A 26664-nucleotide genomic window follows, 5' to 3' on the forward strand; every position below is an offset into this window, starting at 1 on the left:
GGCATGAGGACACTATGGTGCACCCCTCCTGACAGTTTCCGTCAGGAGGCTTTCTGTAGAGATCGCGCATGGCCCGCACCGACCGCCTTTTCCGCCTGCTGCACCTGATGCGCACCCTGCCCCAGCCTGTGACGGCGGGGCGGCTGGCGCAGGAGACTGAGGTTTCCGAGCGGGCGATCTACCGGGACATTGCTGCCCTGCGCGCAGCGGGGGCGCGGATCGAGGGGGCAGCGGGCTATGGCTATGTGCTGGAGGAAGACCCGGCCCTGCCCCCGCAGAGCTTTACGCGGATCGAGATCGAAGCGCTGCTGATTGGCCTCGCCGAGGCGCAGAATTCCGGCGACGGGGAGATTGCCGAAGCCGCCCAGCTCGCCCTTGCCAAAGTGATTGCCACCCTGCCCGAACGCCAGCAGCGGGAAGCGGCCCATGCCGTGCATTACGTGTTCCGGTATGACCGGCGGGAGGTGACCTCACGCGATCTGGCGCTGATCCGCACGGCGTGCTGGGAAGAGGAAACACTGAAGCTTTCCTATCGCGATGAGGCGGGCGCTGAGACCGAGCGGATCGTCCTTCCCCTGACGATCCTCTATGCCGAGAAGGTGCTGGTGTTGCTGGCCTGGTGCCAGCTGCGGCAGGACTGGCGGAGCTTCCGGATTGACAGGATCGCCGCCGCCGAGCGGACAGGCGATAGCTTCCGTCCACGGAGGGTTTCGATGTTACGGGATTATGTGGAACGGATGAAGGCGCGGGGGCGGCCGGTTTAGGGGCTACTTCAGCATCGCGCCGGCGATTTCGGGGCGGTCTTCGGCGGTTTCCGAATATTTCGGGTCCGGGCGGAGCTGGGTGGCCTGTTCGTAGGCGTAGCCATAGGCGAGGAGGGCCGCGTCGGTATCTTTGGCGCCCATGAAGGAGACGCCCAGCGGGATGCCGTGAACCTCGCCCATCGGCACGGTGAGGTGGGGATAGCCCGCGACGGCGGCGAGGAAACCTGCGCCAGCCCATTCGGGCCAGACGTCGCCATTGACAGGATCGACGCGCGGGGAAATCGGGCCGGAGGGCGAGACGAGGGCGTCCACGTCATATTCCTTCAGAAGACGGTCTATGCCGTTTTCACGGGCGGCAGACTGGACGAGCGCGCGGGCGTCGAGATAGGCCTGATCCGTGAGCGGACCGAGTTCATCGGAGGCTGTGAACAAGTCCTGATTGAATAGCGCGAGTTCGGTATCGGCATTGGCGGCATTGAAGGCGATGACATCGCTGAGGGTGCGCGTCACCACGCCCGGCGCGGCGGCGGCGAGATAGGCGTTGAGACTGTCCTTAAACTCATATTGCAGGAGCAGCAGCGAGGCGGCCCAGAACTCGCCGGGGACGTCGCTTTCCTCGATCTCGACAATTGTGGCGCCAGACTGGCGCATGGCATGGAGCGCAGCCTCGAAGCGGGCGATGATATCCGGATTGGAGCCGACCGAGGCGCGCAGGACGCCGAGGCGCTTGCCCTTGAGGGCGGCCCCGGAAAGGTGCTCGGTATAGTCGACATCATCCGGGGCCATAGCATTCATCAGGAGGGCGGCGCCGGTGACCGTTTTGGTCATCGGGCCGGCAGTATCCTGGCTGGGCGAGATTGGCACGATGCCTTCCTGCGGGAGGATGCCGACGGTGGGCTTGAAGCCGACGAGGCCGTTGACGTTCGACGGGCAGATGATCGAGCCGTTGGTTTCGGTGCCGACCCCGCCGGCGGCGAGCGAGGCGGCGATGGCCGCGCCTGTGCCCGAGCTGGACCCGCAGGGGGAACGGTCAAGCATGTGGGGATTGCGAACCTGTCCGCCCACGGAGGACCAGCCGCTGATGGAATCGTTGGAACGGAAGTTTGCCCACTGGCTGAGATTGGTCTTGCCGAGGATGACGGCGCCTTCCGCCCGCAGGCCAGCAACGAGGGGGCTGTCGCGGCCGGTGATGTTGGCGGCGAGCGCGAGGGAGCCGGCGGTGGTGGGCATGGGATCAAGGGACTCGATATTGTCCTTGAGGAGGATGGGGAGGCCATCGAGGGGGCCGAGCGCCTGCCCTGCCGCGCGGCGGGCATCAGATGCGGCGGCCTGGGCGAGCGCGTCGGGATTGACCGCGAGGATGGACTGGAGGCGCGGGCCGGCGCGGTCGATGGCCTCGATGCGGGCGAGATAGGCCGTCGTCAGATCAACGGAGGTCGTCTCGCCGCTGGCGAGGGCGGCGGAGAGTTCTGGAAGGGAACGCGAAAGGCTGGCGTCGGCGGCGTAGGATAAGGGCGCAGAAACTGGCGCGGGCGCTGCTGGTGGCGCGGCGGCCGGCGTCGTGCAAGCGGCGAGAAGAAGCGCCGAAACCTTAAAAATAACAGCACCTTCGATGAAATTCCGCAAGCGTCCCTCCCCATATGAACCGTTTCGAGCCGTAGAGTAGCGATCTTGTTCCTGGCCGCAATAGCACGGACTATCGGCAAACTGATGAAACGCCCTGAGACCGGCAAACGCCCCGCGTTAACCCTGCATTGCCCGGTAATCGCAGGAAAAATTCCTGACGGCACTCATTCGGAAAATGCTCTGTATCCCGCCGAAAAATCCCTATGGCCCTGTTTTTGCATAAGTCTTTTCAAGGTCAACCTGACTGAGCCCCGTTTCGGGAGATGAGAATGACCAAGACGCTGCACATTGGCGCCTATAAGGACCGCTATCCGACAGCTTTCGTGCTGCCCCGGAAAAGCCGCCATGCTGTTGATCCACGTCTGTTCCTGCCGCTCAGCAAGGCGCGCGCAAACCTTGATGGACTGGCACTTTATCCACCTTTCCAGGGCGAAAACCTGCTGCATGCGTTCAACCGCGTGCCCCTGAACCACCCACGCTATGTGATCTCTTTCGAAAGCCACCTTCCCCGCGAATTCGGCCTGAAGGAACGCTCGCTGGCGGGCCGCACCATGATGCGCGACATCTCCAGCAACCGTTGCCGGCGCATCATCGGCCTTTCGCATTTTGCCGCGCGCAACTTCCTGCACCAGAACCGGGACGCGCCGGAACTGGAAACCCTGAAGCGCAAGCTGATGGTGCGTTACCCCAACGTGATTGTTCCCGACACGGAAGACCTTCTGGCCGAAGCGCTTTCCGCCGGCGCGCCGGATGTGCTGGAGCTGACCTTCGTGGGCAGCCATTTTGCCCGGAAGGGCGGCCTGACCGTGCTGCGCTTTGCCGAGGAAGCGCAGAAGCGCGGCCTGCCTGTGCATATCAATATCGTGTCTTCCATGCAAATGGGCGCAACGGTGTGGACCGATCCGTCCAATGCGGAGTTTTTCAAGCCGTATCTGCGCCTGCTGGACCTGCTGAATGTGACCCACTCTCGCGGGCTGCCGAATTCCGAAGTGTTGGCACTTCTGGCAAAGTCACACTTCCAGCTGATGCCGACATTCTCCGACACATTCGGCTATTCGATCATCGAGGCGATGGCGCAGCACACACCGATGATTGCGACGAATGTGCAGGCTGTGCCGGAGATGGTGGTGGACGGGTACACCGGACTGCTACTCGATCTGCCGACGGATGAAACAGGATACTGGATCGCGCCAACTTACGAGACGCGCGGGGACGCCTCGTATGAGGCGCACTTCCGTGACGGAATCGAAGCGCTGGTGGAGCAGCTGGTGGCGCGCGTGAGCGAGGTGATCGGCAAGCCGCACCTGTTGCTGGCGATGCGCAGGAATGCGCGACGGGAAGCGGAAGACAAGTTTTCAGCGACCGCAAGCAGCGCGTTCTACGACGCTTTCTATCCCCGCATCGCGGCAGAGAAGATCAGCGCCGTGCCCGCGGTGGACCCGGCGCTGGATGTTTCGTCCGAACCTGTGAAAGCGGGATGATGCCTGCCGGACGGCCCTGGCGGGCCCTCCGGACACGCCTGTTTCCTAGCGCGAGAACTTCTTGAACTTCAGGCGCTTGGGATTGACCGCGTCTTCGCCGAGGCGGCGTTTCTTGTCTTCGAGGTAGGACGAGAAGTCGCCCTCGAACCATTCGACATGGCTGTCGCCCTCGAAGGCGAGGATGTGGGTGGCCATGCGGTCCAGGAACCAGCGATCGTGCGAGATGATGACGGCGCAGCCGGGGAAGTTGTCGAGACCCTCTTCGAGCGCCTGCAGGGTTTCCACGTCAAGGTCGTTGGTCGGTTCGTCGAGGAGGAGCAGGTTGTGGCTGCCGCGCAGCATCTTGGCGAGGTGGACGCGGTTGCGCTCACCGCCTGAGAGGATGCCGACCTTCTTCTGCTGGTCGGTGCCCTTGAAGTTGAAGGCGCCGACATAGGCGCGGGACATCACGTTGACGCCACCGAGATCGATAATGTCCGTGCCACCAGAAATTTCTTCCCAGACGTTCTTGTTCGGGTCGAGCTTGTCGCGGCTCTGGTCGACATAGCCGATCTTGACCGTTTCGCCGACACGCATGGCGCCTGCATCGGGCTTTTCCTGGCCGAGGATCATCTTGAACAGCGTGGACTTACCTGCGCCGTTGGGGCCGATGACGCCGACGATACCGCCGGGGGGGAGTTTGAAGTTCAGGTTCTCGATCAGCACATTGTCGCCAAACGCCTTGCTGAGGCCCTCGGCCTCCAGCACGACGCCGCCGAGACGCGGGCCGGGGGGAATGCGGATCTGCGCGGTCATCACCTTCTCGCGCTCTGCCTCCGACGCCATCTTCTCATAGGCCGTGATACGGGCCTTGGACTTGGCCTGGCGGGCCTTCTGGCCGGAGCGGACCCATTCGAGTTCCTTGGCGAGGGTGCGCTTGCGGCCGACATCGTCGCGCGCTTCCTGCTCCATCCGCTTGGCCTTCTGTTCGACCCAGCCGGAATAGTTGCCCTGGAAGGGCACGCCGCGGCCACGGTCGAGCTCGAGAATCCAGCTGGTGATGTCGTCCAGGAAGTAACGGTCGTGGGTGACGAGGATGACGCAGCCGGGGAAGTTGATGAGGTAGTTCTGCAGCCAGGCGACGGTTTCAGCGTCGAGGTGGTTGGTCGGTTCGTCCATCAGGATCATGTCGGGCTTCGACAGGAGCAGCTGGCAGATGGCGACGCGGCGGACTTCCCCGCCTGAAAGCTTGGTGACGTCCGCGTCATTGTCCGGGCAGCGCAGGGCGTTCATCGCCATTTCGATCTTGGAGTCGATATCCCACGCATCGGCCGCGTCGATCTGCTCCTGCAGCTTGGTCATCTCTTCCATGAGTTCGTCGGAATAGTCTTCGCCGAGCTTGTTCGAGATCTCGTTGAACTTGTCGAGCATCTGCTTTTCCGGGCAGGCGGCCGCGACGTTTTCAAAGGCGGTGAGGGCCGGGTCGAGCTTGGGCTCCTGCGGGAGGTAGCCGACCTTGATGCCGTCTGCGGCCCAGGCCTCGCCGGTATAGTCCTTGTCGACGCCGGCCATGATGCGCAGCAGGGTAGATTTACCCGAGCCGTTGACGCCGACCACACCGATCTTGGCATCCGGCAGGAAGTTCAGGTGGATGTTTTCAAACACCTTCTTGCCACCGGGATAGGCCTTGGTGAGGCCTTGCATGTGGTAAACGATCTGGGGACCGGCCATGGGCTATGGTTCCTTTGCGAAGCTGGAAACGGTTGTCTGGGCGCGATGTGGCCTGCGCTCAACCGCCGGTCAAGCCGTCCGCAGTATTGAAAAGGGATTGAAGAGGGTAACGCCCCCCAATATCCGGCCTTCCTGCATATCTTCTGTCAGCAGGGTATCGCAGTCCGCGATCTGAGCGGCGGCGATGATAGCGCAATCCCAATACTGAAAGCCGGTCTCACGACGGATGAGCAGCGCCCGGTCCACAAGGTCAGCCGTGACGGGCACAATCTGGAACCGCTTCCAGCTTTCAATAAACTCGCAGGCGAGTTCATGGGGCAGCGCGCCCGGCCGGCTGGCCCGCGTAGCCTGCACATAGAATTCCTGCAGCACCTGCGTGGAGAGGACCAGATCGTTGCGCCGCTGAAGAAGATCAGCCGCCAGCGATTTTTTCGTGAACTCCAACGGTTCCTCAGAGGTACTGATCGAATAGATCAGAATGTTCGTATCCAGGAATACCGCCAAGGAGACTAATCGCGATAGAGCTGGTCGCGTGGGACATTATCCCCTGCGCGAAAACCCGAAACCCTGGCGCGAGCAGCCTGTTCACGGGCTTTCAGTTCAGCGATCCGCGTGTCACGTTCTTTCAGGTTGCGGATCAGCCCCGCCGCCTGAACAGCTGTTTCGGTCCACGCCTTCACAAGTTCATCAATGGGGCGACCCTCGCGCTTGGAGAGCGCTTCGAGACGATTATAAGTCTCATCATCCACCATGACAGATCTAATTCCCATGAATGTAATTATAAGATGAGCCAGCGCTTCAGGCAATCCGCGGATAGAGCGCTCAATATCTCGTTTTGCGCTTGTGTGGGGAAGGCGCGCGCGGCATCAGCTTTCAGTAGAGCGGGTTTTCCCCTGCGCAGGCCCGATCATGAGCGATAAGTCTCCTTCCACCGCTGACCAGAAGCCTGCCAGCTATGGCGATGATGACATGACGCGGGCGTCAGGCTGGGACGCGCTGCTGGATGATCTGTTCGGGCTGAATGTGCGGGCGTTGAAGACGATGGCGGCGGCGCTGTTATCGCCTGCCAGGCTGTTCGAAGCGGCGCGGGATGTGGACTGGCTGGGCCGGTATACCCCGTCGATCCGGCTGGTGTTCACGCTGATTGCGGCGGTCGTGTTCCTCAAATTCCTGTGGGTCAACGATACGTCTGGCCTGTTTGCCTATACCCAGGCGACCATGGAGGCGATGGGGACCGAGTTTCCCGGCCGCACCCCGGAAGAAGCCGCCAGGGACTATCTCGCCGCGCTGCTGGTAACTTATCCTTTCAGCTATTTCGGGGTGCATGCGGTGTTTGCCCTGATGCTGAACATCTGGGGCAAGGGCACGCCCCTGGCGGTGCGGATACGGCTGTATTTTGCGGGGCTGTTGCCGGTGCTTCTGGCCGGTGTGGTGATGACGCTGGTGTATGCCGGGCTGAGCGCCGAGGCCCTGGATCAGACGATGGTGATCGGTTTCGGCCTGATGCTCGGGCTGTATTTCCTCACGCTGTATCGGGGGCTGGGGCCGGTCCACCGGGGCGCGGGGCGAGCCGGCCGCAGCGCGCTGGGGGCTGTGGTCATGATGGGGGGCGACCTTGTGGTGAGCGCGGTCTCTTCGCTGTGGGCCGTCACGCTGCTGTTCGCCGGGGCGGGCTGATCCTGCCAGCGCAGAGAGGATGACAGCGGCGGAATCGCCGCTAGTCTCCTCCGCCATGACGATCCGTTCTCTTTTCATAGCGGCGATGGCCGCACTCACGCTTACCGGCTGCGCTGCCGGACAAGCTGCCCATGCCCGCACCCCGCAGCAGGATACCCCTCGAATGACCGATGCCCCCCGGCTGACGCCGGAACGCCTTTATGCCTCCCCTTCCCTTTCCGGCAGCACGCCGCGCGCGGTGCGCTTTTCGCCCGATGGCAAGCGCGTCACCTTCCTGAAGCCACGGGCCGAGGAAAGCGCGCGGTATGACCTCTGGCAGTTTGATGTGGCGACCGGGGCGCAGAGCCTGCTGGTAGATTCCACAGCCGTTGACCCGGCAGACGCCGAACTCTCCGAAGAGGAAAAGGCCCTGCGCGAGCGCAAGCGGATCGCCAGCGTGCGCGGGATCGCCGATTATGCCTGGGGCACGGCGGACACGATCATCGTGCCGGCGGGCGGAGATATTCATCTGGTGACGCTGAAGGCCAGCGGGCCGGAAACACGCCGCCTGACGCAGACCGACGCTTTTGAATATGACGCCAAGGTTTCGCCGCGCGGGACGCATGTGAGCTTCATCCGTGACGGGGCGCTCTATGCCATCGACCTGGCGAGCGGAACCGAGACGCGCATCTCTCCGGAAGCGCAACCGGACAAGGCCATCAGCTATGGCATCGCCGAGTTTGTCGCGCAGGAGGAGATGAGCCGGTATACCGGTTACTGGTGGAGCCCGGACGAGCGCTATGTGGCGTTTACCGAAGTGGACGAAAGCGGCGTGGACATCATTCCGCGCTTTGACATTGCCGCCGACAAGGTGACCGTGATTGAGCAGCGCTATCCGCGCGCCGGGCGGCCGAACGCGAAAGTGGCGCTGCATGTGTTTGACCGGAATGACGGCTCAACGCGGCGGATCGCGCCTATGGGCCCCGATGACTATCTGGCCCGCGTGAACTGGGCTCATGGCAGCCTCTGGTTTCAGACCGTGAACCGGGAGCAGACGGAAATCCGCTTTAACCGCACCGATGGCCTGCCCTGGCGGATATGGTCTCCGTTTACGGAGGAACAGGAGCGGTGGGTGAACCTGTCCGATGATTTTCTGGCCCTGCCGGATGGCGGATTGCTGGTGACGCATGAGCTGGACGGCTTCCGGCATATCTATTGGCGCGATGCATCTTCGGGCGAGAAGCGGCAGATCACCTTTGGCGACTGGGTGGTAGACAAGATTGCCGGTTTTGATGTGGAGACGGCGACGGTATATTTCACCGGCTATCTAGACACACCGCTGGAGCGGCATCTCTATGCCGTGCCGCTGGGCCGGAGCGATGCCGAGATTGCGACATTGGGCGCCGAGCGGGTGCCGGAGACCAACTGCCTCAACACGACACCGGAGTCAGCGCGTGTGTCGAAGGTTTGCCCGCAGGTGCGCCGGATTACACCGGAAGGCGGCAGCTGGAGCGTCAATATGGATGCGGGCGCCAAGAGCTATATCGGCACATTCTCTTCACCGGCGCAGCCGCCGCAGACGGCGCTCTACAAGGCAGACGGCACGCGCGTGGCGTGGATCAATGAGAATGCGCTGAATGCGGGCCATCCGTATGCGCCTTATCTGGAAGCCCACACCGTTCCTGAGTTTGGCACGCTGACGGCGGAAGACGGGCAGACGCTTTACTATTCGATCCAGAAGCCGCCGGGGTTTGATCCGGCGCAGAAATATCCGGTGATTGTGGAGGTGTATGGCGGGCCGCATGTGCAGCGCGTTGCCAATGACTGGCGGCCGCTGAGCGATCAGCTCCTGACCCATGAAGGCTATATCGTGTTCCGGCTAGACAATCGCGGCACCTGGAACCGGGGCAAGCGGTTTGAGGATGTGATCTATCACCAGACCGGCGGGCCGGAAGTACGCGACCAGTTGGCGGGGGTCGCGTGGCTGAAGGCGCAGCCCTTTGTGGACGGGGACCGCATTGCCATTCAGGGCTGGAGCTATGGCGGCTACATGACGCTGATGACCTATGGCCAGGCGCAGGAGGGCACGTTTGCCGCTGCGATTGCCGGGGCGCCGGTGACCGACTGGGCGCTCTACGATACGTTCTATACAGAGCGTTACATGGGCACGCCGCAGCTCAACCCGGAGGGCTATGAGGCGTCCAGCGTGTTTGCGCATGTGGATGGGCTGACGGGGCCGCTGCTGCTGATCCACGGCATGGCGGATGACAATGTGACCTTCGACAACACCACGCGCCTGATGGCGGAGTTGCAGCAGCGCGGGCAGAAGTTCGAGCTGATGACCTATCCCGGCCAGCGGCATGGCATTCAGGGCGAGACGCTGCAGCTTCACCTGATGCGGACACGGCTGGATTTCCTGGAGCGGCATCTCGGGACGCCGCAACCATGACCGTCAAGCCATGGAAAGTTCTGTCATCGCGCCAGATCATGAAGGACCGCTTCATGGGTCTGCGCGCCGACATGTGCGAGCGTGAGGATGGGCATATCATTGAGGCCTATAACGTCATTGAGCTGACAGAGTGGGTGACGGTGATCCCGGTGACGGATTCTGGGAATATCGTGCTGGTACGCGAGTATCGCCATGCGTCCCGGGTGATCCTCACAGGGCTGCCGGGCGGGGTGGCGGACGCAGGCGAGACGGACTGGGCGGCGGTGGGCGCGCGGGAGCTGCGCGAAGAGACAGGTTATGTTCCGCGCGAGATGATCTGGATAGGCACCTGCCACCCAAACCCGGCGACGCAGAACAACAAGCTGCACTATTATATGGCACTGGGATGCACGCGGGACACGCGCCAGGAACTGGACCCGAACGAGGATATTGAAGTTCTGGAAATGCCGTATAAGGAGTTTCTGGATTATGGGCATCTGGACGTGCAGCATGCCCTGCACGCGGCGGCCCTGTTTTACGCCGAGCGGCATTTTCACAAACACCCTGAACTGCGCCCGAAGGAGTAACGCCTATGCCTGCCTTTCAGCCGACTGCCGATCAGTTCCGCGCCTTTCGCGATGACCCGTATGATGGGCCGGTGGCGCAGGTGAACATCCTGAAGTTCAAGGTGAAGGCCGAGTATCGCCCCGAAGACCCCGAATATGGGGAGAAGATCAGCGGGCGGGACGCTTACATGCGCTACTCAGAAGCGTTCACCGAGGCCGCCGCAGAAGTCGGCGGGACGACGCTGCTGCTGGGAGATACGGAGCGGTTTTTCATTGGCAACGGGGACTGGGACGCGGTGCTGGTGAACCATTTCCCGAACCGGCAGGCGTTTATCGCGACGCTGAACCACCAAAACTACAAGGACATGGCGCGCCACCGCGAGGCGGGGCTGCTCTGTCAGGAACTGATCGTGACGCGGCCGACATGGGCGGGCGGGAAGAAGGTTTGACGGCCTGCGGGTCAAGCGGCTTGCTGGGTTGGAATTTCAAATGATATATCTTTTGAAACCCTCTCGCCGGAGTACGCCTCATGACCCTTTCTGCCCTCGGCCCCAAAGTGATCCGGCAGTTTGTCGATGGCGCCTTTGGCCAGATCCATGTGCGCACGGCAACGCCTGAAATGCAGACGGCGCGCCCGCTGGCCTGTCTGCATATGAGCCCCAAATCTGGCCGGATCTATGCCCGTTTCATGCAGGCGATGGCCGCAGACCGGATGGTGATTGCGCATGACTATCCCGGCTTTGGCGAATCCGATGCGCCGCCCGCCGAGCCGCATGTGAGCATTGAGGATTATGCCCGTAGCCTTTGGGATGTGGTGGACGAACTGGGCCTGCAGGAAATTGATCTGATGGGCTACCACACCGGCGCTGAAGTGGCGGTAGAGGCGGCGCGGCAGCGGCCAGAGGCAGTGGGCGCAATCGTGCTGATCGGCGCGCCGATCTTCACGGCGGCGGAACTGGACGAGATGCACAGAACATATGGCCATGTAGACCTCGATATGGACGGTACGCGCTTTTCCCGGATGTGGAAAAGCGTGGTGGCCCATCGCGGGCCGGGCATGACGCTGGAGATGATGGCGGAGTCCTTTGCCGAGAATTTGCGCGCCGGGGAGAAGTATGAGTGGGGGCACCGGGCGGCGTTTGAGTATGCGCGCCAGTTTCCGCAGGTTCTGGCGAGCCTGGAGCACCGCATCACCGTGTTCAATCCGGAGGATGATCTGCGGGCGCAGACTTTGCGGGCGCCGGAGTATCTGAAGAATGGCGTGGTGGTGGATCAGCCCGGCTGGGGGCATGGCTTTCTGGACGCGCATACGGGGGAGGCCGTGCGCGCGGTGAAGGCGGCGCTGGGCTGATACCTTCCCGGCGGACAGAGAATTTGTACGTCCGCAGCCCCCGTGACAGACTCTCCCGAGTGTGATGAATATTCCGGCACATTGAGTGACAATATCTTGCCGGAGCAAGATCGTAAGGCGATCCGGTAAGGACTGTCTGGGAGGAAAAAAATGAGCGGATATGAACTCTATGGTGCGTTGGGGTCTCCCTACTCGCTGAAGGTGCGGGCGGCGATGCGGGCAAAGGGGTTGTCTCATAGCTGGACCGGGATGACGGGCGAGGAGCGCGGGGTGATCATGCCGAATGTGAAGGCGCAGGTGATCCCCGTTATCCGCAAGCCCGATGGCAGCTGGACGAATGATTCCACACCGTTCCTGCTTTCTATTGAGGGCGAAGGACGCAGCCTTGTGCCCAGCGATCCGGCACTCCGCTTTGTGTGCCTGCTGCTGGAGGACATGGCGGACGAGTGGTTCATGAAGGCGATGTTCCATTATCGTTGGTTTTACGCCGCCGATCAGGAATGGTGTGCCAACTGGCTGATGTATGACTCGATGCCCAATGCCGGCCGGGCGGGCGTGGAGAAGAATGCGGCGGTGATCCGTGCCCGGCAGATTTCGCGGATGGCGCTGGTAGGCTGCACGCCGGAGACGGCGCCGATCATCGAGGCGAGCTGGAAGCGGAGTTGCCAAGCGCTGCAGGAGATGGCGCTGGGGCCGGGGCGGTTCCTGTTTGGGGACCGGATTTCGCTGGCCGACCTGGCCTTCTATGGGCAGCTGAAAGTGATGAGTTACGACCCCACGCCGATGGCGTGGATGCGGGAGGCGGTGCCTTACCTCTATCGCTGGCTGGACCATGCCGATGATGCCAGCGGGATCGGCGGAGACTGGGCCGGGTCAGACGCGGTGTTGGCGAGCCCGGCGGTGCAGGCGCTGCTGGCGCAGACGGGCGACACCTACCTGCCCTTCCTGCTGGCGAATGCCAAAGCCATCGAGACGGGCGCCGAAACCTTCACGTTGACGATTGAAGGGGGCCGGTATGAGCAGGGCGTGTTCAAATATCAGGTGAAGTGTCTTGCGAGCCTGCGCGAGGAGTGGCACCGGCTGGATGCAGACACCCGCGCCGGGCTGGCGCGGCTTATCGGACCTGGAGCTGACATACTTGGCTGACAACCTCTCTCCCATATCGCGCCTGCTGCACCGGCGGGGCGAAAGCCTGCAGAAGGGCGATCCTGTCGCCCTGCCCATCGTGGCCTCCACCACCTTCCACCTGCCGGGCGACCCACAGGCGAGCCATGTCTATGGCCGCTATGGCAACCCGACGGTGGAGGAGGTGGAGGCCGAGATCGGCCTGCTGGAAGGGGCGGAGGCGGTGCTGTTTCCCTCCGGCATGGCGGCGATTGCGGCGCTGTTCTACGCGCATTTGAAGCCGGGCGACCGGGTGCTGGTTCATGCGGATGGCTATTACAACGCCCGCGCGCTGCTGGAGGCTTTCTTTGCGCCGCTGGGGATCGACATTGCCACCTGCCCCACCGCAGAAATGGCCGGGGCGGACCTGACCGGCGTGAAGCTGGTGCTGGCGGAGACGCCCTCCAATCCGGGGCTGGAGGTGTGTGACCTCGCCAAGCTGGCGCGCAATGCGAAGAATGCGGGGGCGCTGCTGGCGGTGGACAACACCACGGCGACGCCGCTGTGCCAGCGGCCTCTGGATCTGGGCGCAGACTTTACCATCATGGCCGATACCAAGGCGATGGCCGGGCATTCGGACATTCTGGCCGGGCATGTTTCCTGCCGCGATCCGGCCCTGTTGCAGCCGGTGAAGACTTGGCGGCGCCTGGGCGGGGCGATCTGCAGCCCGTTTGATGCCTATCTGCTGCACCGGGGCCTTGCCACGCTGGAGCTGCGCGTGGCGCGGGCAAATGCCAATGCACTGGCCGTGGCGAATGCGCTTTCCGGCATGGAGGGCGTGACGGGCCTGCGCTATCCGGGGCTGGCGACGGACCCGGCACATGGCGTGGCGCGCAAGCAGATGAGCGGGTACGGACCGATTGTCAGCTTCTGCCTGCCCAGCCGGGAGTTGGCCGAACGCTTCATTGAAACACATCCGCTGCTGACGCCGGCGACGAGCTTTGGCGGGGTGCATTCGGCCGCTGAATGCCGGGCGCGCTGGGGCGACAAGGTGCCGGGCGGGTTTATCCGCATGGCTTGTGGCATTGAGCCTGTTGCAGACCTTACAGGCGCAACGATCCGGACGCTGAGCGCGCTGGGTCTGCGCAGCGCTTAGGGTTAGCCACGTAACCCTCATGCGGCTATGATGCCGATGGATTCGACGATTGCGGGGGACCGGCGATGCGCCGTTTCAGTATAGTTCTGCTTTTCATCCTGATCGCAGGCGCAGCCTATGGCTGGTATGCCCTGCGCAAACCGCCCAAGCCGATGGAAATGTCCGAACCGGTACGCATCCATCAGGGCGTCGTGATCGGCGGGGTGGACCGGGCGAACCCGGATGTGATCGTCTTCAACGGAATTCCCTACGCCACCGCCAAGCGCTGGACGCCGCCCGCCGCGCCGCCGCAATGGGGCGCCATTTCCCGCGACACCCGGGAGTATGGGCCAGAATGCCTGCAGAGCCGCGAACGTTCGGCTGGGTTTGTCGACCGGATCCTGGAAGGGGTGGGTCTTTCCGGTTTCGAGCGGATGATGGCACGCGGGGTGATGGCGCTGCAGAGGCCACCAGCGGAGTCAGAAGATTGCCTGTCGCTGAATATCCGCACCGCCAATCTTGGGGGCCGCGAGCTGCAGCCGGTGATGGTGTGGATCCATGGCGGCTCGCACCAGTTCGGATCAGGATCGCAGGGGATCTATCAGGCCAACGGGCTGGTGGAGAAAGGCGTGGTGCTGGTCACCATCAATTACCGGCTCGGCGCGTTCGGCTATCTGGCCCACCCCGCGTTGACGGAAGAGGCGGGTACGTCCGGCAATTACGGCCTGCTGGATCAGGTGTCGGCACTGAGCTGGGTACGCGAGAATATCGCGGTGTTCGGGGGCGACCCGAATAATGTGACCGTGTTCGGGGAAAGCGCCGGCGCCCAATCCATAACCGAACTGATGGCGAGCCCGCTGTCGGAGGGGCTGTTCCACAAGGCGATCCTGCAAAGCGGCGCGAGCACCTATAACGCGCTGCACCTGAAGCGCTCGGCCATCCCCGGCGTGAAGAGCGCTGAAGAAGCTGGCATCGAATTCCTGTCCACACTTGTTCCGCATACGGCGCGTGCAGGCGACCTGCGCAATATTCCGGCTGTCGCGATCATTGCCCGCAGCGAAGTGCGCCAGGATCTGACACCGTATTTCCTGCCCGTTGTTGACGGCAAGGTTCTGCCACGCCCCATCGGCGCCGCGTTCCGTGACGGGCAGACGCCACAGGTGCCGATGATGGCGGGATTCAACGCGGATGAGGGCACGTTGTTCTACAGCGAAATCGAGTCGCCGACCGTTCTGCGCTCTCGAATCACAGGCACTCTGGAGGAGCGGGAGGACGCGCTGGCCTCCGTGTTCGGACTGAACCCGGCCAAGGCGCTGCAGGCCCTTTATGGCATGAACACGCTGGAAAGCTGGGACAAGGGCGCGACCGACATGCTGGGCGATGACCTGTTTGGTGTTCACATGCGCTATGTGGGGCGGCGCAATGCCCAGACGGGGCAGCCGACCTATCTCTACCATTTCACCCGTGTGCCCCCTTCGCCGCGCCAGACTATCGGCGCCTTCCATGCTGCGGAGATTTCGTTCGTATTCGACAGCCATCTGCCTGGCCTGAAAGTGACCGAGGGGGACCGGGCACTGACCGAAGCGATGATGACCTATTGGACGAACTTCGCGCGCACCGGTGATCCCAACGGCTCCGGCGTGCCCGAATGGCCGGCCTATACCGTGGACCGGGATGTGTGGCTGGACCTCAACTATTCCATCCGCGTGATTGAGGGGCTGCGCGCGCGGCGGCTGGATATTCTGGAAGAGAATTTGCTGAAGCGGATCGAGCAGATGGCCGGGCCGCCGCTGACGCCGACAGTGCCCGAACCGGTGGACGCAGCGGTGCCGCCGGCCAATATCGAGGCATTGGAAGAGGCAGAGCCTGGATCCTTCGAGAGAGCCCCGGTTATCCGCGAAACGCCGGTGACGCGGCCCGCGGTGGCGGCGCCGCCGCCAGCAGAGACGCGGCCTGCCCCTCAGCCTGCGGAGGAGTTACCGGCGCCTGTGCTGCAGCCGCTGAACCCGCCGGTGGAGACGCCTGTGCCAGAGCCCGCGCAAGCTGCCGAGCCTGGCCTCCAGCCTGTCTCAGGCGGTGAGCAGGCTCCGGCAAATGGCAACTAGGCCAGCCTGATCGATTTCGTCGAAGGCGTCATACTCGGTCGAGTCGACATCCAGCACGGCAGCGAGGCTGCCATCGGCGCGGAAGACTGGAACGACGATCTCCGAGTTCGAGGCAGAGTCGCAGGCGATGTGGCCGGGGAACTCATGAACATCCGGCACGATGATCGGTTCCCCGGTGGACGCCACATGGCCGCAGACACCCTTGCCGAAGGGAATACGCAAGCAGCCGAGCGTGCCCTGATAGGGGCCGACGACGAGTTCCTGCGGCTTCAGAGGGTCTACCAGATAGAAGCCGGTCCAGAAGAAGCGCGGCTTAAAGGCCTGAGTGAGCAGGCAGGCGGCCGACGCATAGCGGGCGGTATCGGATGTTTCCCCGGCCACGACGCTGTCGATTTCTTCCTTGAGCTGGCGGTAGACCTCAGCCTTGTCCATGGTCGGCCCCTTTGTCCGTTTGAGCGCTCTAGATATGCGCTGGCGGGCGCTTGTCCATTCATTCTGCTGCGATCAGCGCGGCGATGGCCGCGGCCTGATCCGGCATGGTGATAAGGGTGGCCGCGTCCAGATTGGGGCGCAGACGCTCAGGGCGGGTTGTGGAGAACAGGACAAGGCCGGTTGGATTCTGCCAGATCGCATGGGCAAGGAAACCCTGCGCAACATTGGCTGGGGTCGCCACCCTGCCGAGCGCGCCGGACCAGCGGTCTTTCAGCTGCGCGTCGTGGCTCAGCCGGGACAGGGTTTCCTGAAAACGGGTGCCAAGGCAAGAATGGGTGATCGTCAGGGCGGGCGGACGGGCAAAGGCCGGGCGGAGCGCCGCATCGAACTGAGCGACCTCGCCATAGGGTGTGCCACTGGCGGCAATGGCGAGCATGGCGTCTGGGGCGGGGGCTACACCCCAGGCACGGGCCTTTCCCTGCCGCACGATCTGTTCGGCAAAGTCCAGAACCTCAGCGCGGCGTACATCTTCCAGCGTGCATTCATGCAGCAGCAGCAGATCGACATGATCGGTGCGCAGTTCCCGCAGGCTGGTCTCAAGGCTGACCTGCATCCGGGCAGGATCAAACACGCCGAATTCGGGCCATCGAATGGCGGGTGGCGGAACAATGCCGCGCAGCGGGGGCAAACGCCGCAAGGTGGCGGCCAGCTTGCCTTTCAGGCGGATGGCAAGGTCACGCGCGGGCGGAAGGATGCCAACCTTGGTGGCCAGGATAACCTCGCCGCGGATCGGCGCGAAGGCCTCGCCCAACAAGCCTTCGCAGCGGCCTTCGCCGTAGAGACGTGCGGTGTCGAAATAGGTGATGCCCTGCTCATGCGCCTGACGTAGGAGGCGAACGGCAGAAGCGGGATCGTCAACCTGGTGCAGAAGGCCGGTTCCAAAACCCAGAGGGCCGGAGCGGCGAGACAGCAGCCGCTCAACAGCACCGACAGGGGCTGGCGAAGGGATATCGGAGGGTGGCGGGTGGTTAATGTTCATATCCATCCATCAATTTTTCACGGGAAGACAGGCGGCCTGCTTTCTCTCTTGCCCCTAACATGCATGAATCGTGCAAAGCTGTAATCTCCGCCGGGACGGAGTAATCAGAGTGGGACACTCATGACAGCTAAGCATGACGCGATTGTGGTGGGCGCAGGCGCCGCCGGAGGGCTTGCGGCTGCGTTGCTTTGCGAGCGCGGCTTATCTGTGCTGTTGCTGGACGCAGGCAGCAAATACCCGTTCTGGAAAAAACCGCTCAGCAAGAGCGTGGCCGCCACCATCGGCAGCGTTTCTGATCCGAGGCTGGCCAGGGTTCTGCCGCCACGCGCGATCAATGCCGCCATGAAGGTGTTGCGGGGCGTCGGCCGCGTGCGCCAGCCGGTTCAGACCGAATGCTTCGCCTGGGTGCAGAAGCCGGATGGATTTGTGGACGACAAGGACCACCCTTACGAGACGCCGCCGGACAAGCCGTTCAACTGGATCAGGTCTCACGGCGTGGGCGGGCGCATGGTCGTGCCAGGGCACGGCCGCCAATATTATCGCTTCGGCGAAACCGATCTGGGCCCAAAAACTGACAGCCCGAGCCCCTGGCCATTCGGGATTGGCGAGTTGGAGCCCTGGTACCAGCAGGTGGAGCGCCGCCTGCACCTGACCGGCGCGCAGGAAGGCATCGGCTACATTCCCGACAGCGTGATTACGCAGGCGATTGCCCCCAGCGCCTCTGAAACCGTGCTGTTTGAGAGTATCCGCTCTGCCTGGCCGGAGGCGCCGACCATGTTGAGCCGGTATGCCCCGCCCGTGAATTTCGCCGGGATCGCCGAGGAAACGGGCCATCTGACGCTGCGCGCCCATGCGCTGGCCCAGCGCGTGCTGGCGGGGCCGGATGGCCGCGCAAGCGGGGTGGAATGGCTGGACCCGCTGACGGGCCAGCGGGAAACTGCCGAAGCGCCGCTTGTGTTCCTCTGCGCCTCCTCGCTGGAATCGACACGCATCCTGCTGAACTCCGGCACGCCGAAGGGCGCGCTGTCTGATCAGCTGCCGGCGCTGGGCGGGTATCTGACCGACCATGTGATGGTGAAGGCTGAAGGCGTGAGCCCTGCGCTGCCGATGAGTCCCGAGGTGGAGGCGGGACGCTGCGTTTATCTTCCCCGGTTCGATCTGAGGACTGGCGGTAATCCGCGCGACCGGGGATATGGCGTCCAGCTATATGCCACCGTGAATGTCACAGGCTCCTGGACCACCGCCGTGGCCTTCGGCGAAAGCGCGCCGGCACCGGAGAACCGCGTGTCGCTGTCGAAGGTGAAAACCGACAAATGGGGCGCGCCCTTGCTGCGCATCGAGATGCAGTGGGGCGAGCGGGAACGCGCGCTGGCCGCGTCGATGTCCACCGCGCTCACCGAACTGTTCGACACGATCGGCGCCAAGGTTCTGGTGCGGCCGGACCGGGCAGCGCCGCCGGGCACGTCTGTGCATGAGTGCGGCGGCGCGCGGCTGGGCCGCGATGCGCAGACTTCCGTTCTGACACCACACAATGAATGCTGGGCGATGCCGGGGCTGTATGTCACCGATGGCGCCGCTCTGCCCTCGCAGGGCATCCAGAACCCGACCCTCACCATCATGGCGCTGACAGCGCGCGCCTGCGCGCACGCCACCGGCGCGGCGGCTGTGCCTGCCCCCTGATCCGGGGATAGCGGGCAGCCGCCGGAGCCGGATAAGGCGGAATGACCTCAAACCGCCGCCGCAGCGCCCAGAATTGGCCCGCCCGGCGCTTTACGCCGCTAACATCAGCCGGGACGGAAACAGACATTGAAGCGGCCGGAAAGCTCTGAAATAGTTGCCGAAAGGACATCCTTGGGATGCCGGCAGGAGGGTGGTTGAGTGGTGTCACTCGTCAGGTCCAGCGCGCTCGCTCTGGCCGCAAGTGTCTTCCTGTTTGTGGGGGCACCGGCGCTTGCTCAGAACCGCCCCCCCAGCGCTGCGCCGCCAACTGATTACAGCGACGACGCCGATCCGGAATATTACGAGGATTACGGATATGAGACCGACTATAACGGCAGCAGCGTCGGCACCGATGTCAGCGCCGTGGAGAGAGCGCATAGGGCCTATCTGCGGGACGGCGACCTGCAGCTTGCCCGCCCCGAACAGGCCGATATCGAGATAGAACCGCGCGAGCCTCCAGGCTGGATACGGGCCATCGGCGAATTTCTCGAGGCCCTTGGGCCGCTGTTCAAACTGATCTTCTGGATTGCCGCTGGCGCCGTCATTCTGGGACTTGTCTATTTCCTGTTTGGCGAAGCGATCCGGATGCGGCTCGGCTTCACGCGGAAGAAAAAGATCAAAGCGGTTGATGATGTGCTGACTGACATCCGGCCGGATGCCGACCGCGCCCGGTCCCTGCTGGAAGAGGCCGACGCGCTGGCCCGCGAGGGGCGGTTTGCCGAAGCGGTACACCTGCTGCTGTTCCGGTCCATCGAGGATGTGCAGGAGCGGCTGGAGGGCGGTGTGCCGACATCGCTCACGGCGCGAGAAATTGCCGGGCTCGGCAGCCTGCCCGACCGGGCGCGCCGGGCGCTGAGGCCGATCATCCAGATTGTGGAAAACAGCTTTTTCGGCGGGCGGGACGTGGACGCCGAAGGCTGGCAGAGCGCGCGGCGCAGCTATGAGGACTTTGCCTTCGGCGAGGGCTGGGCATGAGCGGGCAGAACGAGTCTCCCTTCTCGGCCCGCGTGGTGGCGATCCTTGTGGCGATTGCCGTGTTTTCTTTCGGCGGCGTCATGGTGATGGCGGGCTGGGCGCCGGAACTGCGCGACCGGAACCAGGCTGGCGACCATCCCTATTCGACCTCTGCGCTGGGCTATAACGGTTTCGTGCGCCTGATGGAGGCGCAGGGCTATCCGGTCAGCGTCTCCCGCCTGGAACGCAATCTGGAAACACGCGACTGGGGGCTGATGATCGTGACCCTGCCGGCCTATGGCAAGTTCGACGTGATCGAAGAGACGAGCTTTCAGTTGCCGGCGCTGGCCGTGCTGCCCAAATGGTATGGCCGGGCTGATCCTCTGAACCCGGCCCGCCAGGCCGACACACGCTTCATTGACGCGCGCGACCTGAACGACCGCCTACGCATCATTTATCCGGACGCGGAGATCCTGCGCATTGCCCCTTCTGTTGAAGTGGAGGGCAGCTTTGAACCTGGCGCTATTAAGCCGGATGTGCGGTTGCAGCTGATCCGGTCGGCCGCGCTGGAAACCGTGGTGGGCACGGCGCAGGGCGCGCTGGTGGCGTATGATCCGGGACGGGGCCTTTATATTCTCAGCGATCCGGACATGATCAGCACATTCGGCCTTGCCCGCGTGGAGAATGCTGTCTTCGCTACGCGGCTGGTGAACCATCTGCGCTCCTCCGAAAACGAGCCGATCCTGATGGACGCAACACTGCATGGCTTTGCGCGCTCTGAGAACCTGCTGAAGATGCTGTTCAGCGTGCCCTATATCGGCGCCACGCTGGTGGCGCTGGCGAGCGCGCTGTTGCTTGGCTGGGCAGCGGTTGTGCGTTTCGGCCCGCCCGCGCGTGAGGCGCGCGCCATTGCGCTGGGCAAGCAGGCGCTGGCCGACAATACAGCAGGCCTGGTCACCATGGCGCGGCGGGAAATGAAGATGGCACCCGGCTATGCCAGCCTCATCCGCCGCCGCCTGGCGCGCGCCCTCGGCCTGCCGCGATCCCTTCCGGAAGCTCAGCTGACGGAAATGTTTGACCGGATGGGGGCTGCTGAAGACGGCGGCAAGACCTTCTCGGAACTTGAAAAAGCCCTCACCGGGCAAGCGGCCAACCGGGAGGATCTCGCGCAGAGCGCGCGCGATCTGCACCAGTGGCGCAAGGCAATCATTAGGAGAACAATGCATGAGCGTGGCTGAAATCCGTAATCTGGCGGACCGCATCCGCACCGAAGTGCGAAAGGCCATCATCGGTCAGGACGCGAGCGTGGATCTGCTTCTGGTGGCGCTGTTTTCCTCCGGACACGTACTTCTGGAAGGACCGCCCGGCACGGCCAAGACGCTGCTGGCGCAGTGTTTCTCCCGCGCCATCTCGCTGCAATTCGGGCGCATCCAGTTCACGCCGGACCTGATGCCAGGCGATGTTCTGGGCACAAACCTCTTCAACTTCCAGACCAACCAGTTCAGCCTGACCAAAGGCCCGATCTTCACGGACATTCTGCTGGCCGACGAGATCAACCGGACGCCGCCGAAGACACAGGCCGCGCTGCTGGAAGCAATGCAGGAACGCAAGGTGACGATTGACGGGGAAAGCTATCCGCTGAACCCGCGCTTCACAGTGATCGCCACGCAGAACCCCATCGAGCAGCAGGGCACCTATCCCCTGCCGGAGGCGCAGCTCGACCGGTTCCTGTTCAAGCACAATCTGGAATATCCGACCCGTGAGGAAGAAATCCGTATCGTGGCCCAGCATGGCACGCGCACGGGCATGAAGACGCCCGCAGCGTTTGACGTTCAGCCGGTGCTGAGCGCGGCGGAGCTGGATGCGGCGGTCAATGCCGTATCCGAAGTGCGTCTCAAGGACGAGATCATCGCTTATATCGTGGATATCGTGCGCACGACGCGGGAGACACCTGCCCTGGAAACCGGCGCCAGCCCGCGCGCCGCTGCCGCCCTGGCGATGGGCGCGCGCGCCCGCGCGGCGCTCGACGGGCGCGATTTCGTTATTCCCGATGACGTGAAAACGCTGGCCCTGCCCGCGCTGCGCCACCGGGTTATCCTGTCGCCTGCTGCCGATATTGAGGGACGCACCACCGACGAGACGCTGACCGGTATTATTGAACAGACGGCGGCGCCCCGGTGATCTCGCCTACCCCCCGCGCGGTCTTCCTTATGCTGATGGGCATGCCTCTGCTCATCGCGATTGCGCTGTTTGCGCCTGCCTTGTGGATTCTCTCCGCAGGTTGGATCGCGGGGGTGTGCGGCATTGTGCTGATGGATGGCCTGCTGGCGGCGCAGCTGCGCGCGTTTGAGGTGGAGGCGGATATTCCGCCGCTGCTCTATGTCGGCGAAGAAACGCCTCTGCCCCTGCGCCTGCATTTTGCGAAGGGACCGCTGCCCGCCCGCATCGAGATACAACTGGAAACCAATGAATTCATTCCCCAGCCTGCGCCGCAGGGTCTGCGCGGATGGGAGGCGCGCGCGCGTCATTATGATGCCGGCCTGACACCCAGCCGGCGGGGCATAGCCCGGATCGTGCGCCTTTGGAGCCGCTGGCGCGGCCCGCTGGGCCTGATGCAGAAGCGGCATGTTCAGGAAATCGGCATTGACGTGCCGGTGACGCCGAATGTGCGCTGGGTGCGCGATGAGGCGATCCGGCTGTTCTCCCGCGACGCGGAGTTCGGCATCAAGACGCAGATTGAACGCGGGGATGGCAGCGAGTTCGACGCCCTGCGCGAGTTTACCGCCGGGATGGACCGCCGGGCGATCGACTGGAAGCATTCGGCCCGCCACCGCCATTTGCTGGCCAAGGAATTCAAGACCGAGCGCAATCACAACATCGTCTTTGCCTTCGATACCGGCCGCCTGATGAGCGAGCCGCTGGGCGGCGTGCCGAAGATCGACCGGGCGGTGACAGCGGGACTGCTGCTGGCCTATGTCTCGCTGCGCTCGGGCGACCGGACGATGTTCTATGGCTTCTCGTCCAAACCCGGCGTGACGAGCGGCTTTCTGACCGGCACCAGCAGCTTTCCCAAGGCGCAGGCGACCGTGGCGGAAATGGACTATTCGGATGAGGAAGCAAACTTCACGCTCGCCCTCACCAATCTTGCCGGAAGGCTGGAGCGGCGCAGCCTGGTGATCATCTTCTCCGATTTCGTCGACACGATCTCTGCCGAGCTGATGCTGGAGAATGTGAAACGGCTGACGGACCGGCATCTCGTGCTGTTCGCAACCTTTGAAGATGAAGCCCTCAGCACAATGGCTGATGCCGCGCCGGAAAATCCGGAAGACGTGGCGCGCGCCGTGATTGCCGATACGCTGCTTTCGGAGCGCGATCTTGTCTTCCGCCGGCTTCAGCGCATGGGTGTGCAGATCATCGAAAGCCGGCCCGAACATTTCGGCGCGGAACTCGTTTCGCGTTACCTGCAGATCAAGCAGAGGGATATGCTGTGAGCGGCGATCTTCTGAAATCCTATCGTTTCCGCGAAGAACGCCAGGGCGACTGGCAGAAGCTGGACGTTATCCTGACACGGGCTGAAAATGGCGGTGTGAAACGCCTCAGCGATGAAGACATGCTGGCGCTGCCCCGGCTTTACCGGCAGGCGGTTTCCTCGCTGTCTGTCGCGCGCTCGATCTCGCTGGACCAGAACGTCATCGCCTATCTGGAGAGCCTGTGTACGCGGGCGTACTTCTTCGTCTATGGCGCGCGCACCACCATCGGCGAGCGGATGATGACCTTTCTGCGCCGGGACTGGCCAGCGGCTGTGCGCGGCGCGGTGTGGCCGACGCTGCTGTCGGCGTTGTTCTTCTTCGGCGGCTGGGGCCTGGCCTTCTTCCTCTGCCTCCAGGATATGGACTGGTACTGGACGTTTCACGGGGCAAGCTTTCTGGAAGGGCGCAATCCGGACGCCACGGTGGAATACCTGCGCAGCACGATCTATACGGACGGTCATGGTGACGGTCAGCTCACGGCCTTTTCCAGTTTCCTTTTCAATAACAATGCTCAGATCGCCCTCTTTGCCTTTGCCCTTGGCTTTGCCTTCGGCATCCCGACAGCCTGGCTGCTGGTTTATAACGGCGTGATGATCGGCTCGATGTATGCCGTGTTCTGGGACAAGGGGCTCGGCTATGAGTTTACCGGCTGGCTGATGATCCACGGGGTGACGGAACTTTTTGCCATCGTGCTGGCGGGCGCAGCCGGATTTGTCATTGGCGGCGCGGTCGCGTTTCCTGGCGGTCAGACACGGCTCGCCTCAGCCCGCGCGGCCGGGCAGAAGGCAGCCACCATCGCCATGGGCTGCGTGGTGATGCTGATCATTGCGGCCCTTCTGGAAGGCTTCGGGCGGCAGCTGATCAATTCCGACATTGTTCGCTACATGATTGCGGCAGGAACCGGCGTCCTCTGGATGCTGTATTTCTATATGCCCCGCCGGGAGCGGCGCGGATGACACAAACCGCCCCCAGAACCCAGCGCCCAGGCATCAGCATCGAGGCCGCCACACAGCGGCGCGCGCGCATGGCCGAAGAGATGCGCCAGTCAAAACTGATCCGCCGCCTGATAACGCCGGAGGGCGCGGCCATCCGGCTAAAGCTTGCCACCGCAGGCGAGCGGGCGGGCGCTTTCCTGATTGATGTGGCGATCCAGTGGGTGATCGTGATCGCCACGCTTTTCGGGCTGACATTCCTGATCGGCGCGCTGACACCCGGCAGCGCAAACATCGCCTTTGCCTTCTGGCTGGTATTCTTTTTCTTTGTCCGGAACTTCTATTATATTTTCTTCGAGATCGGCCAGCGTGCCGCCACGCCCGGCAAGCGCGCCCTGGGCCTCCGGGTGGCGGCACGCGACGGGGGCCGGCTGACGGCAAACTCCGTTCTGGCGCGGAATTTCATCCGGGAAATCGAAGTCGGCCTGCCCTTCCAGTTTGCGATGATGGGCGGTGATGGAGCGAGTGGGTGGATGGCGCTGCTGGGCCTGGTCTGGTCCGGCGTGTTCCTGCTGTTTCCTATCTTCAACAAGGACAAGATGCGCGTAGGCGATCTGATCGCTGGAACCTGGGTGATCCGTTCACCGAAGACCAAGCTGATGCATGACATCACATCCGCCGCCAAGGCCGCCGACGCCAGTTCCCGCTTCAATTTCACGGCGGCGCAAGCCGATGCCTATGGCATTCATGAGCTGCATGTCCTGGAAGATGTGCTGCGCCAGTCCACACCGGAGATCAAACAGCAGGTGGCCGAGCGCATCCGCGCCAAGATCGGCTGGACAAAACAGGCCGGCGAAACCGATCTGGCTTTCCTTGAAGCCTATTATGGCGCGCTGCGGCGGCGGCTGGAGCAGCGCATGCTGCTTGGCGAAAGAAAGGCTGACAAATTCGACGTCAGGTGAGGCCAAGCCCTGCTGACTCACGGGCCGGTTTGCGGGGCAGTTCCGGAATCTCCGGCAGGATGGGCAGCCGCAGGAAGTGTTTCACCATGCGCAGCAGCACCTTTCCGGACACTGCCGGCGGCTGCATTAGGGCGCGCAGCATCAGCGCGGGGCTCTTGGCTTTCACCCCATCGATCATCGTGCGCCAGGCATAGTCGGTGGCCGTCTGGTGAAGATGCTCGCCAATCGCGGCGCGCTCCTCTGCTGAGAGGCCAGGTGTTTTCAGAAAGGCCTGGTCAGCCTGGACCATCTTTTCGATGGCGGAAGTGGGGTAGGCCTTCGAAAGCGAGTCCGGCATGCTGACCGCAATGTATCCACACGGATCAATCACCTCCCAGCGTGCGCCGAGTGTCAGTGAGCGGGCATAGAATTCATAGTCTTCCGCCAGACGCATATCTTCGCGGAAGAACAGGTCTTTCTGGCGCAGGAACGCCATCCGCATCAGCGGCTTCAGATAGCCGATCTCGCGGCGCGGGCCGGCATATTTTGCCATATTCTCCCGAACAAAACGGGCAAGCCCCATGGGGACAGATCCAAACAGCTCGTCCTTCCAGACGCGCACGCCATCAGCAGGCATCTGATCGGGCTCCACACGGATCACATCATCGGCAACGAAATCGAGTCCATTCTCCTCGCCATGCGCCACCAGGCGGCGCAGCCGGTCGGGCAACAGGTAGTCATCGGCATCAAGATTGGCGACCCAGGGCGTCTCGACGAGACGCAGGGCGGCGTTTCGCGCCGCCGAGGGCCCACCATTCTGAGGCTGGCGTATAGCTGTCAGGCGCGGCTCCTTCGCCGCGAGCATCTGCAGCAAGGCAAAGCTGTTATCCTTCGAACAGTCATCCACCACAATCACCCGCGTGGGGATCGTTTGGTCCAGCGCGCTGCGCACGGCCTTCTCGATGAAGGCCTCGCCATTATAACACGGAATGATGACCGTGACCTTTTCCATGATGCCCCCTCAGCCCACGAACAGTGCAGCACTTGCCACGGCCCTGCTCGCCCCGCCCAAAACAAGCATTTTTCCCGGCATTGCTGGCCTTTCAATTCCATAGACTGTCCCGCTGCATGACAGCGGAACCCCCAGATGCCAGAGATATGCAAGAACCCAACCGCGTGTCAGGGCGGCAA

At 63.1% G+C, this 26664-nt stretch carries 24 protein-coding genes; 17 read left to right on the forward strand and 7 right to left on the reverse strand.

What is annotated here, in order from left to right; all coding sequences use genetic code 11:
- Nucleotides 1–68 precede the first annotated feature (68 nt).
- A complete protein-coding gene (locus ACQKI2_RS01670; RefSeq protein WP_427377993.1) occupies nucleotides 69–764 on the forward strand; it encodes a helix-turn-helix transcriptional regulator in 696 nt (231 codons plus the stop codon).
- A gap of 3 nt (nucleotides 765–767) precedes the next feature.
- Here the strand turns inward: ACQKI2_RS01670 and ACQKI2_RS01675 are convergent, their stop codons facing one another.
- The gene (locus ACQKI2_RS01675) at nucleotides 768–2390 is read right to left on the reverse strand and encodes an amidase (RefSeq protein WP_427377994.1); all 1623 of its coding nucleotides are present in this window, start codon (nucleotides 2388–2390) and stop codon (nucleotides 768–770) included.
- 269 nt (nucleotides 2391–2659) lie between these two features.
- Between ACQKI2_RS01675 and ACQKI2_RS01680 the strand changes: the two genes are divergently transcribed.
- Nucleotides 2660–3871: a glycosyltransferase family 4 protein gene (locus ACQKI2_RS01680; protein WP_427377995.1), complete on the forward strand. Its 1212-nt coding sequence runs from the start codon at nucleotides 2660–2662 to the stop codon at nucleotides 3869–3871.
- A gap of 45 nt (nucleotides 3872–3916) precedes the next feature.
- Here ACQKI2_RS01680 and ettA read toward each other — a convergent pair whose 3' ends face one another.
- The 3 genes from ettA to ACQKI2_RS01695 all read right to left on the reverse strand — a co-directional run bounded on the left by ettA (nucleotide 3917) and on the right by ACQKI2_RS01695 (nucleotide 6351).
- On the reverse strand, nucleotides 3917–5581 hold the full coding sequence (gene ettA / locus ACQKI2_RS01685; protein WP_427377996.1) for an energy-dependent translational throttle protein EttA: 1665 nt from the start codon (nucleotides 5579–5581) through the stop codon (nucleotides 3917–3919).
- A gap of 69 nt (nucleotides 5582–5650) precedes the next feature.
- Nucleotides 5651–6085, reverse strand: a complete 435-nt coding sequence (locus ACQKI2_RS01690) for a PIN domain-containing protein (protein ID WP_427377997.1) — start codon at nucleotides 6083–6085, stop codon at nucleotides 5651–5653.
- Between the two features lie 5 nt (nucleotides 6086–6090).
- Nucleotides 6091–6351, reverse strand: a complete 261-nt coding sequence (locus ACQKI2_RS01695) for a hypothetical protein (RefSeq protein ID WP_427377998.1) — start codon at nucleotides 6349–6351, stop codon at nucleotides 6091–6093.
- Nucleotides 6352–6490: 139 nt separating this feature from the next.
- On the opposite strand from ACQKI2_RS01695, the gene ACQKI2_RS01700 reads away from it, so the two are divergent.
- The 8 genes from ACQKI2_RS01700 (at nucleotide 6491) to ACQKI2_RS01735 (ending at nucleotide 15926) form a co-directional block, all read left to right on the forward strand.
- Nucleotides 6491–7258 (forward strand): hypothetical protein, encoded by a 768-nt coding sequence (locus ACQKI2_RS01700; protein WP_427377999.1) that lies wholly within the window; start codon nucleotides 6491–6493, stop codon nucleotides 7256–7258.
- Between the two features lie 163 nt (nucleotides 7259–7421).
- The gene (locus ACQKI2_RS01705; protein WP_427378000.1) at nucleotides 7422–9686 is read left to right on the forward strand and encodes a DPP IV N-terminal domain-containing protein; all 2265 of its coding nucleotides are present in this window, start codon (nucleotides 7422–7424) and stop codon (nucleotides 9684–9686) included.
- Nucleotides 9683–10252: an NUDIX hydrolase gene (locus ACQKI2_RS01710; protein ID WP_427378001.1), complete on the forward strand. Its 570-nt coding sequence runs from the start codon at nucleotides 9683–9685 to the stop codon at nucleotides 10250–10252. The genes ACQKI2_RS01705 and ACQKI2_RS01710 overlap by 4 nt, the downstream gene beginning before the upstream one ends.
- A gap of 5 nt (nucleotides 10253–10257) precedes the next feature.
- Nucleotides 10258–10680: a DUF1330 domain-containing protein gene (locus ACQKI2_RS01715; RefSeq protein ID WP_427378002.1), complete on the forward strand. Its 423-nt coding sequence runs from the start codon at nucleotides 10258–10260 to the stop codon at nucleotides 10678–10680.
- Between the two features lie 80 nt (nucleotides 10681–10760).
- Complete coding sequence (locus ACQKI2_RS01720) at nucleotides 10761–11582, forward strand: alpha/beta fold hydrolase (RefSeq protein ID WP_427378003.1); 822 nt, start codon at nucleotides 10761–10763, stop codon at nucleotides 11580–11582.
- A gap of 150 nt (nucleotides 11583–11732) precedes the next feature.
- Nucleotides 11733–12728 (forward strand): glutathione S-transferase family protein, encoded by a 996-nt coding sequence (locus ACQKI2_RS01725; protein ID WP_427378004.1) that lies wholly within the window; start codon nucleotides 11733–11735, stop codon nucleotides 12726–12728.
- Nucleotides 12721–13842, forward strand: a complete 1122-nt coding sequence (locus ACQKI2_RS01730) for a cystathionine gamma-lyase (protein WP_427378005.1) — start codon at nucleotides 12721–12723, stop codon at nucleotides 13840–13842. Before ACQKI2_RS01725 ends, ACQKI2_RS01730 begins: the two co-directional genes overlap by 8 nt.
- A gap of 65 nt (nucleotides 13843–13907) precedes the next feature.
- The gene (locus ACQKI2_RS01735; RefSeq protein WP_427378006.1) at nucleotides 13908–15926 is read left to right on the forward strand and encodes a carboxylesterase/lipase family protein; all 2019 of its coding nucleotides are present in this window, start codon (nucleotides 13908–13910) and stop codon (nucleotides 15924–15926) included.
- Here ACQKI2_RS01735 and ACQKI2_RS01740 read toward each other — a convergent pair.
- Nucleotides 15891–16358, reverse strand: a complete 468-nt coding sequence (locus ACQKI2_RS01740) for a GAF domain-containing protein (RefSeq protein WP_427378007.1) — start codon at nucleotides 16356–16358, stop codon at nucleotides 15891–15893. The genes ACQKI2_RS01735 and ACQKI2_RS01740 overlap by 36 nt on opposite strands.
- A 58-nt stretch (nucleotides 16359–16416) precedes the next feature.
- On the reverse strand, nucleotides 16417–17403 hold the full coding sequence (locus ACQKI2_RS01745) for an aldo/keto reductase (RefSeq protein ID WP_427378008.1): 987 nt from the start codon (nucleotides 17401–17403) through the stop codon (nucleotides 16417–16419).
- A 114-nt stretch (nucleotides 17404–17517) separates the two neighbouring features.
- Here ACQKI2_RS01745 and ACQKI2_RS01750 point away from each other — a divergent pair, with 114 nt between their 5' ends.
- The 7 genes from ACQKI2_RS01750 (at nucleotide 17518) to ACQKI2_RS01780 (ending at nucleotide 25494) form a co-directional block, all read left to right on the forward strand.
- Complete coding sequence (locus ACQKI2_RS01750) at nucleotides 17518–19077, forward strand: GMC oxidoreductase (RefSeq protein WP_427378009.1); 1560 nt, start codon at nucleotides 17518–17520, stop codon at nucleotides 19075–19077.
- A 201-nt stretch (nucleotides 19078–19278) separates the two neighbouring features.
- Entirely contained in the window at nucleotides 19279–20091 is an 813-nt protein-coding gene (locus ACQKI2_RS01755) for a DUF4129 domain-containing protein (RefSeq protein WP_427378010.1), read from the forward strand.
- Nucleotides 20088–21308 (forward strand): DUF4350 domain-containing protein, encoded by a 1221-nt coding sequence (locus tag ACQKI2_RS01760; RefSeq protein WP_427378011.1) that lies wholly within the window; start codon nucleotides 20088–20090, stop codon nucleotides 21306–21308. Before ACQKI2_RS01755 ends, ACQKI2_RS01760 begins: the two co-directional genes overlap by 4 nt.
- Nucleotides 21295–22251, forward strand: coding sequence for an AAA family ATPase (locus tag ACQKI2_RS01765; protein ID WP_291053047.1), 957 nt, complete (start codon nucleotides 21295–21297; stop codon nucleotides 22249–22251). Before ACQKI2_RS01760 ends, ACQKI2_RS01765 begins: the two co-directional genes overlap by 14 nt.
- Nucleotides 22248–23561, forward strand: a complete 1314-nt coding sequence (locus ACQKI2_RS01770; protein ID WP_427378012.1) for a DUF58 domain-containing protein — start codon at nucleotides 22248–22250, stop codon at nucleotides 23559–23561. The genes ACQKI2_RS01765 and ACQKI2_RS01770 overlap by 4 nt, the downstream gene beginning before the upstream one ends.
- Nucleotides 23558–24556: a stage II sporulation protein M gene (locus tag ACQKI2_RS01775; protein ID WP_427378013.1), complete on the forward strand. Its 999-nt coding sequence runs from the start codon at nucleotides 23558–23560 to the stop codon at nucleotides 24554–24556. Before ACQKI2_RS01770 ends, ACQKI2_RS01775 begins: the two co-directional genes overlap by 4 nt.
- Nucleotides 24553–25494: an RDD family protein gene (locus ACQKI2_RS01780; protein WP_427378014.1), complete on the forward strand. Its 942-nt coding sequence runs from the start codon at nucleotides 24553–24555 to the stop codon at nucleotides 25492–25494. Before ACQKI2_RS01775 ends, ACQKI2_RS01780 begins: the two co-directional genes overlap by 4 nt.
- Here the strand turns inward: ACQKI2_RS01780 and ACQKI2_RS01785 are convergent.
- Nucleotides 25487–26485, reverse strand: coding sequence for a glycosyltransferase family 2 protein (locus ACQKI2_RS01785; protein WP_427378015.1), 999 nt, complete (start codon nucleotides 26483–26485; stop codon nucleotides 25487–25489). The genes ACQKI2_RS01780 and ACQKI2_RS01785 overlap by 8 nt on opposite strands.
- Between the last annotated feature and the right edge of the window lie 179 nt (nucleotides 26486–26664).

It is taken from the genome of Hyphomonas sp. NPDC076881, assembly GCF_050269995.1.
GTDB lineage: Bacteria > Pseudomonadota > Alphaproteobacteria > Caulobacterales > Hyphomonadaceae > Hyphomonas.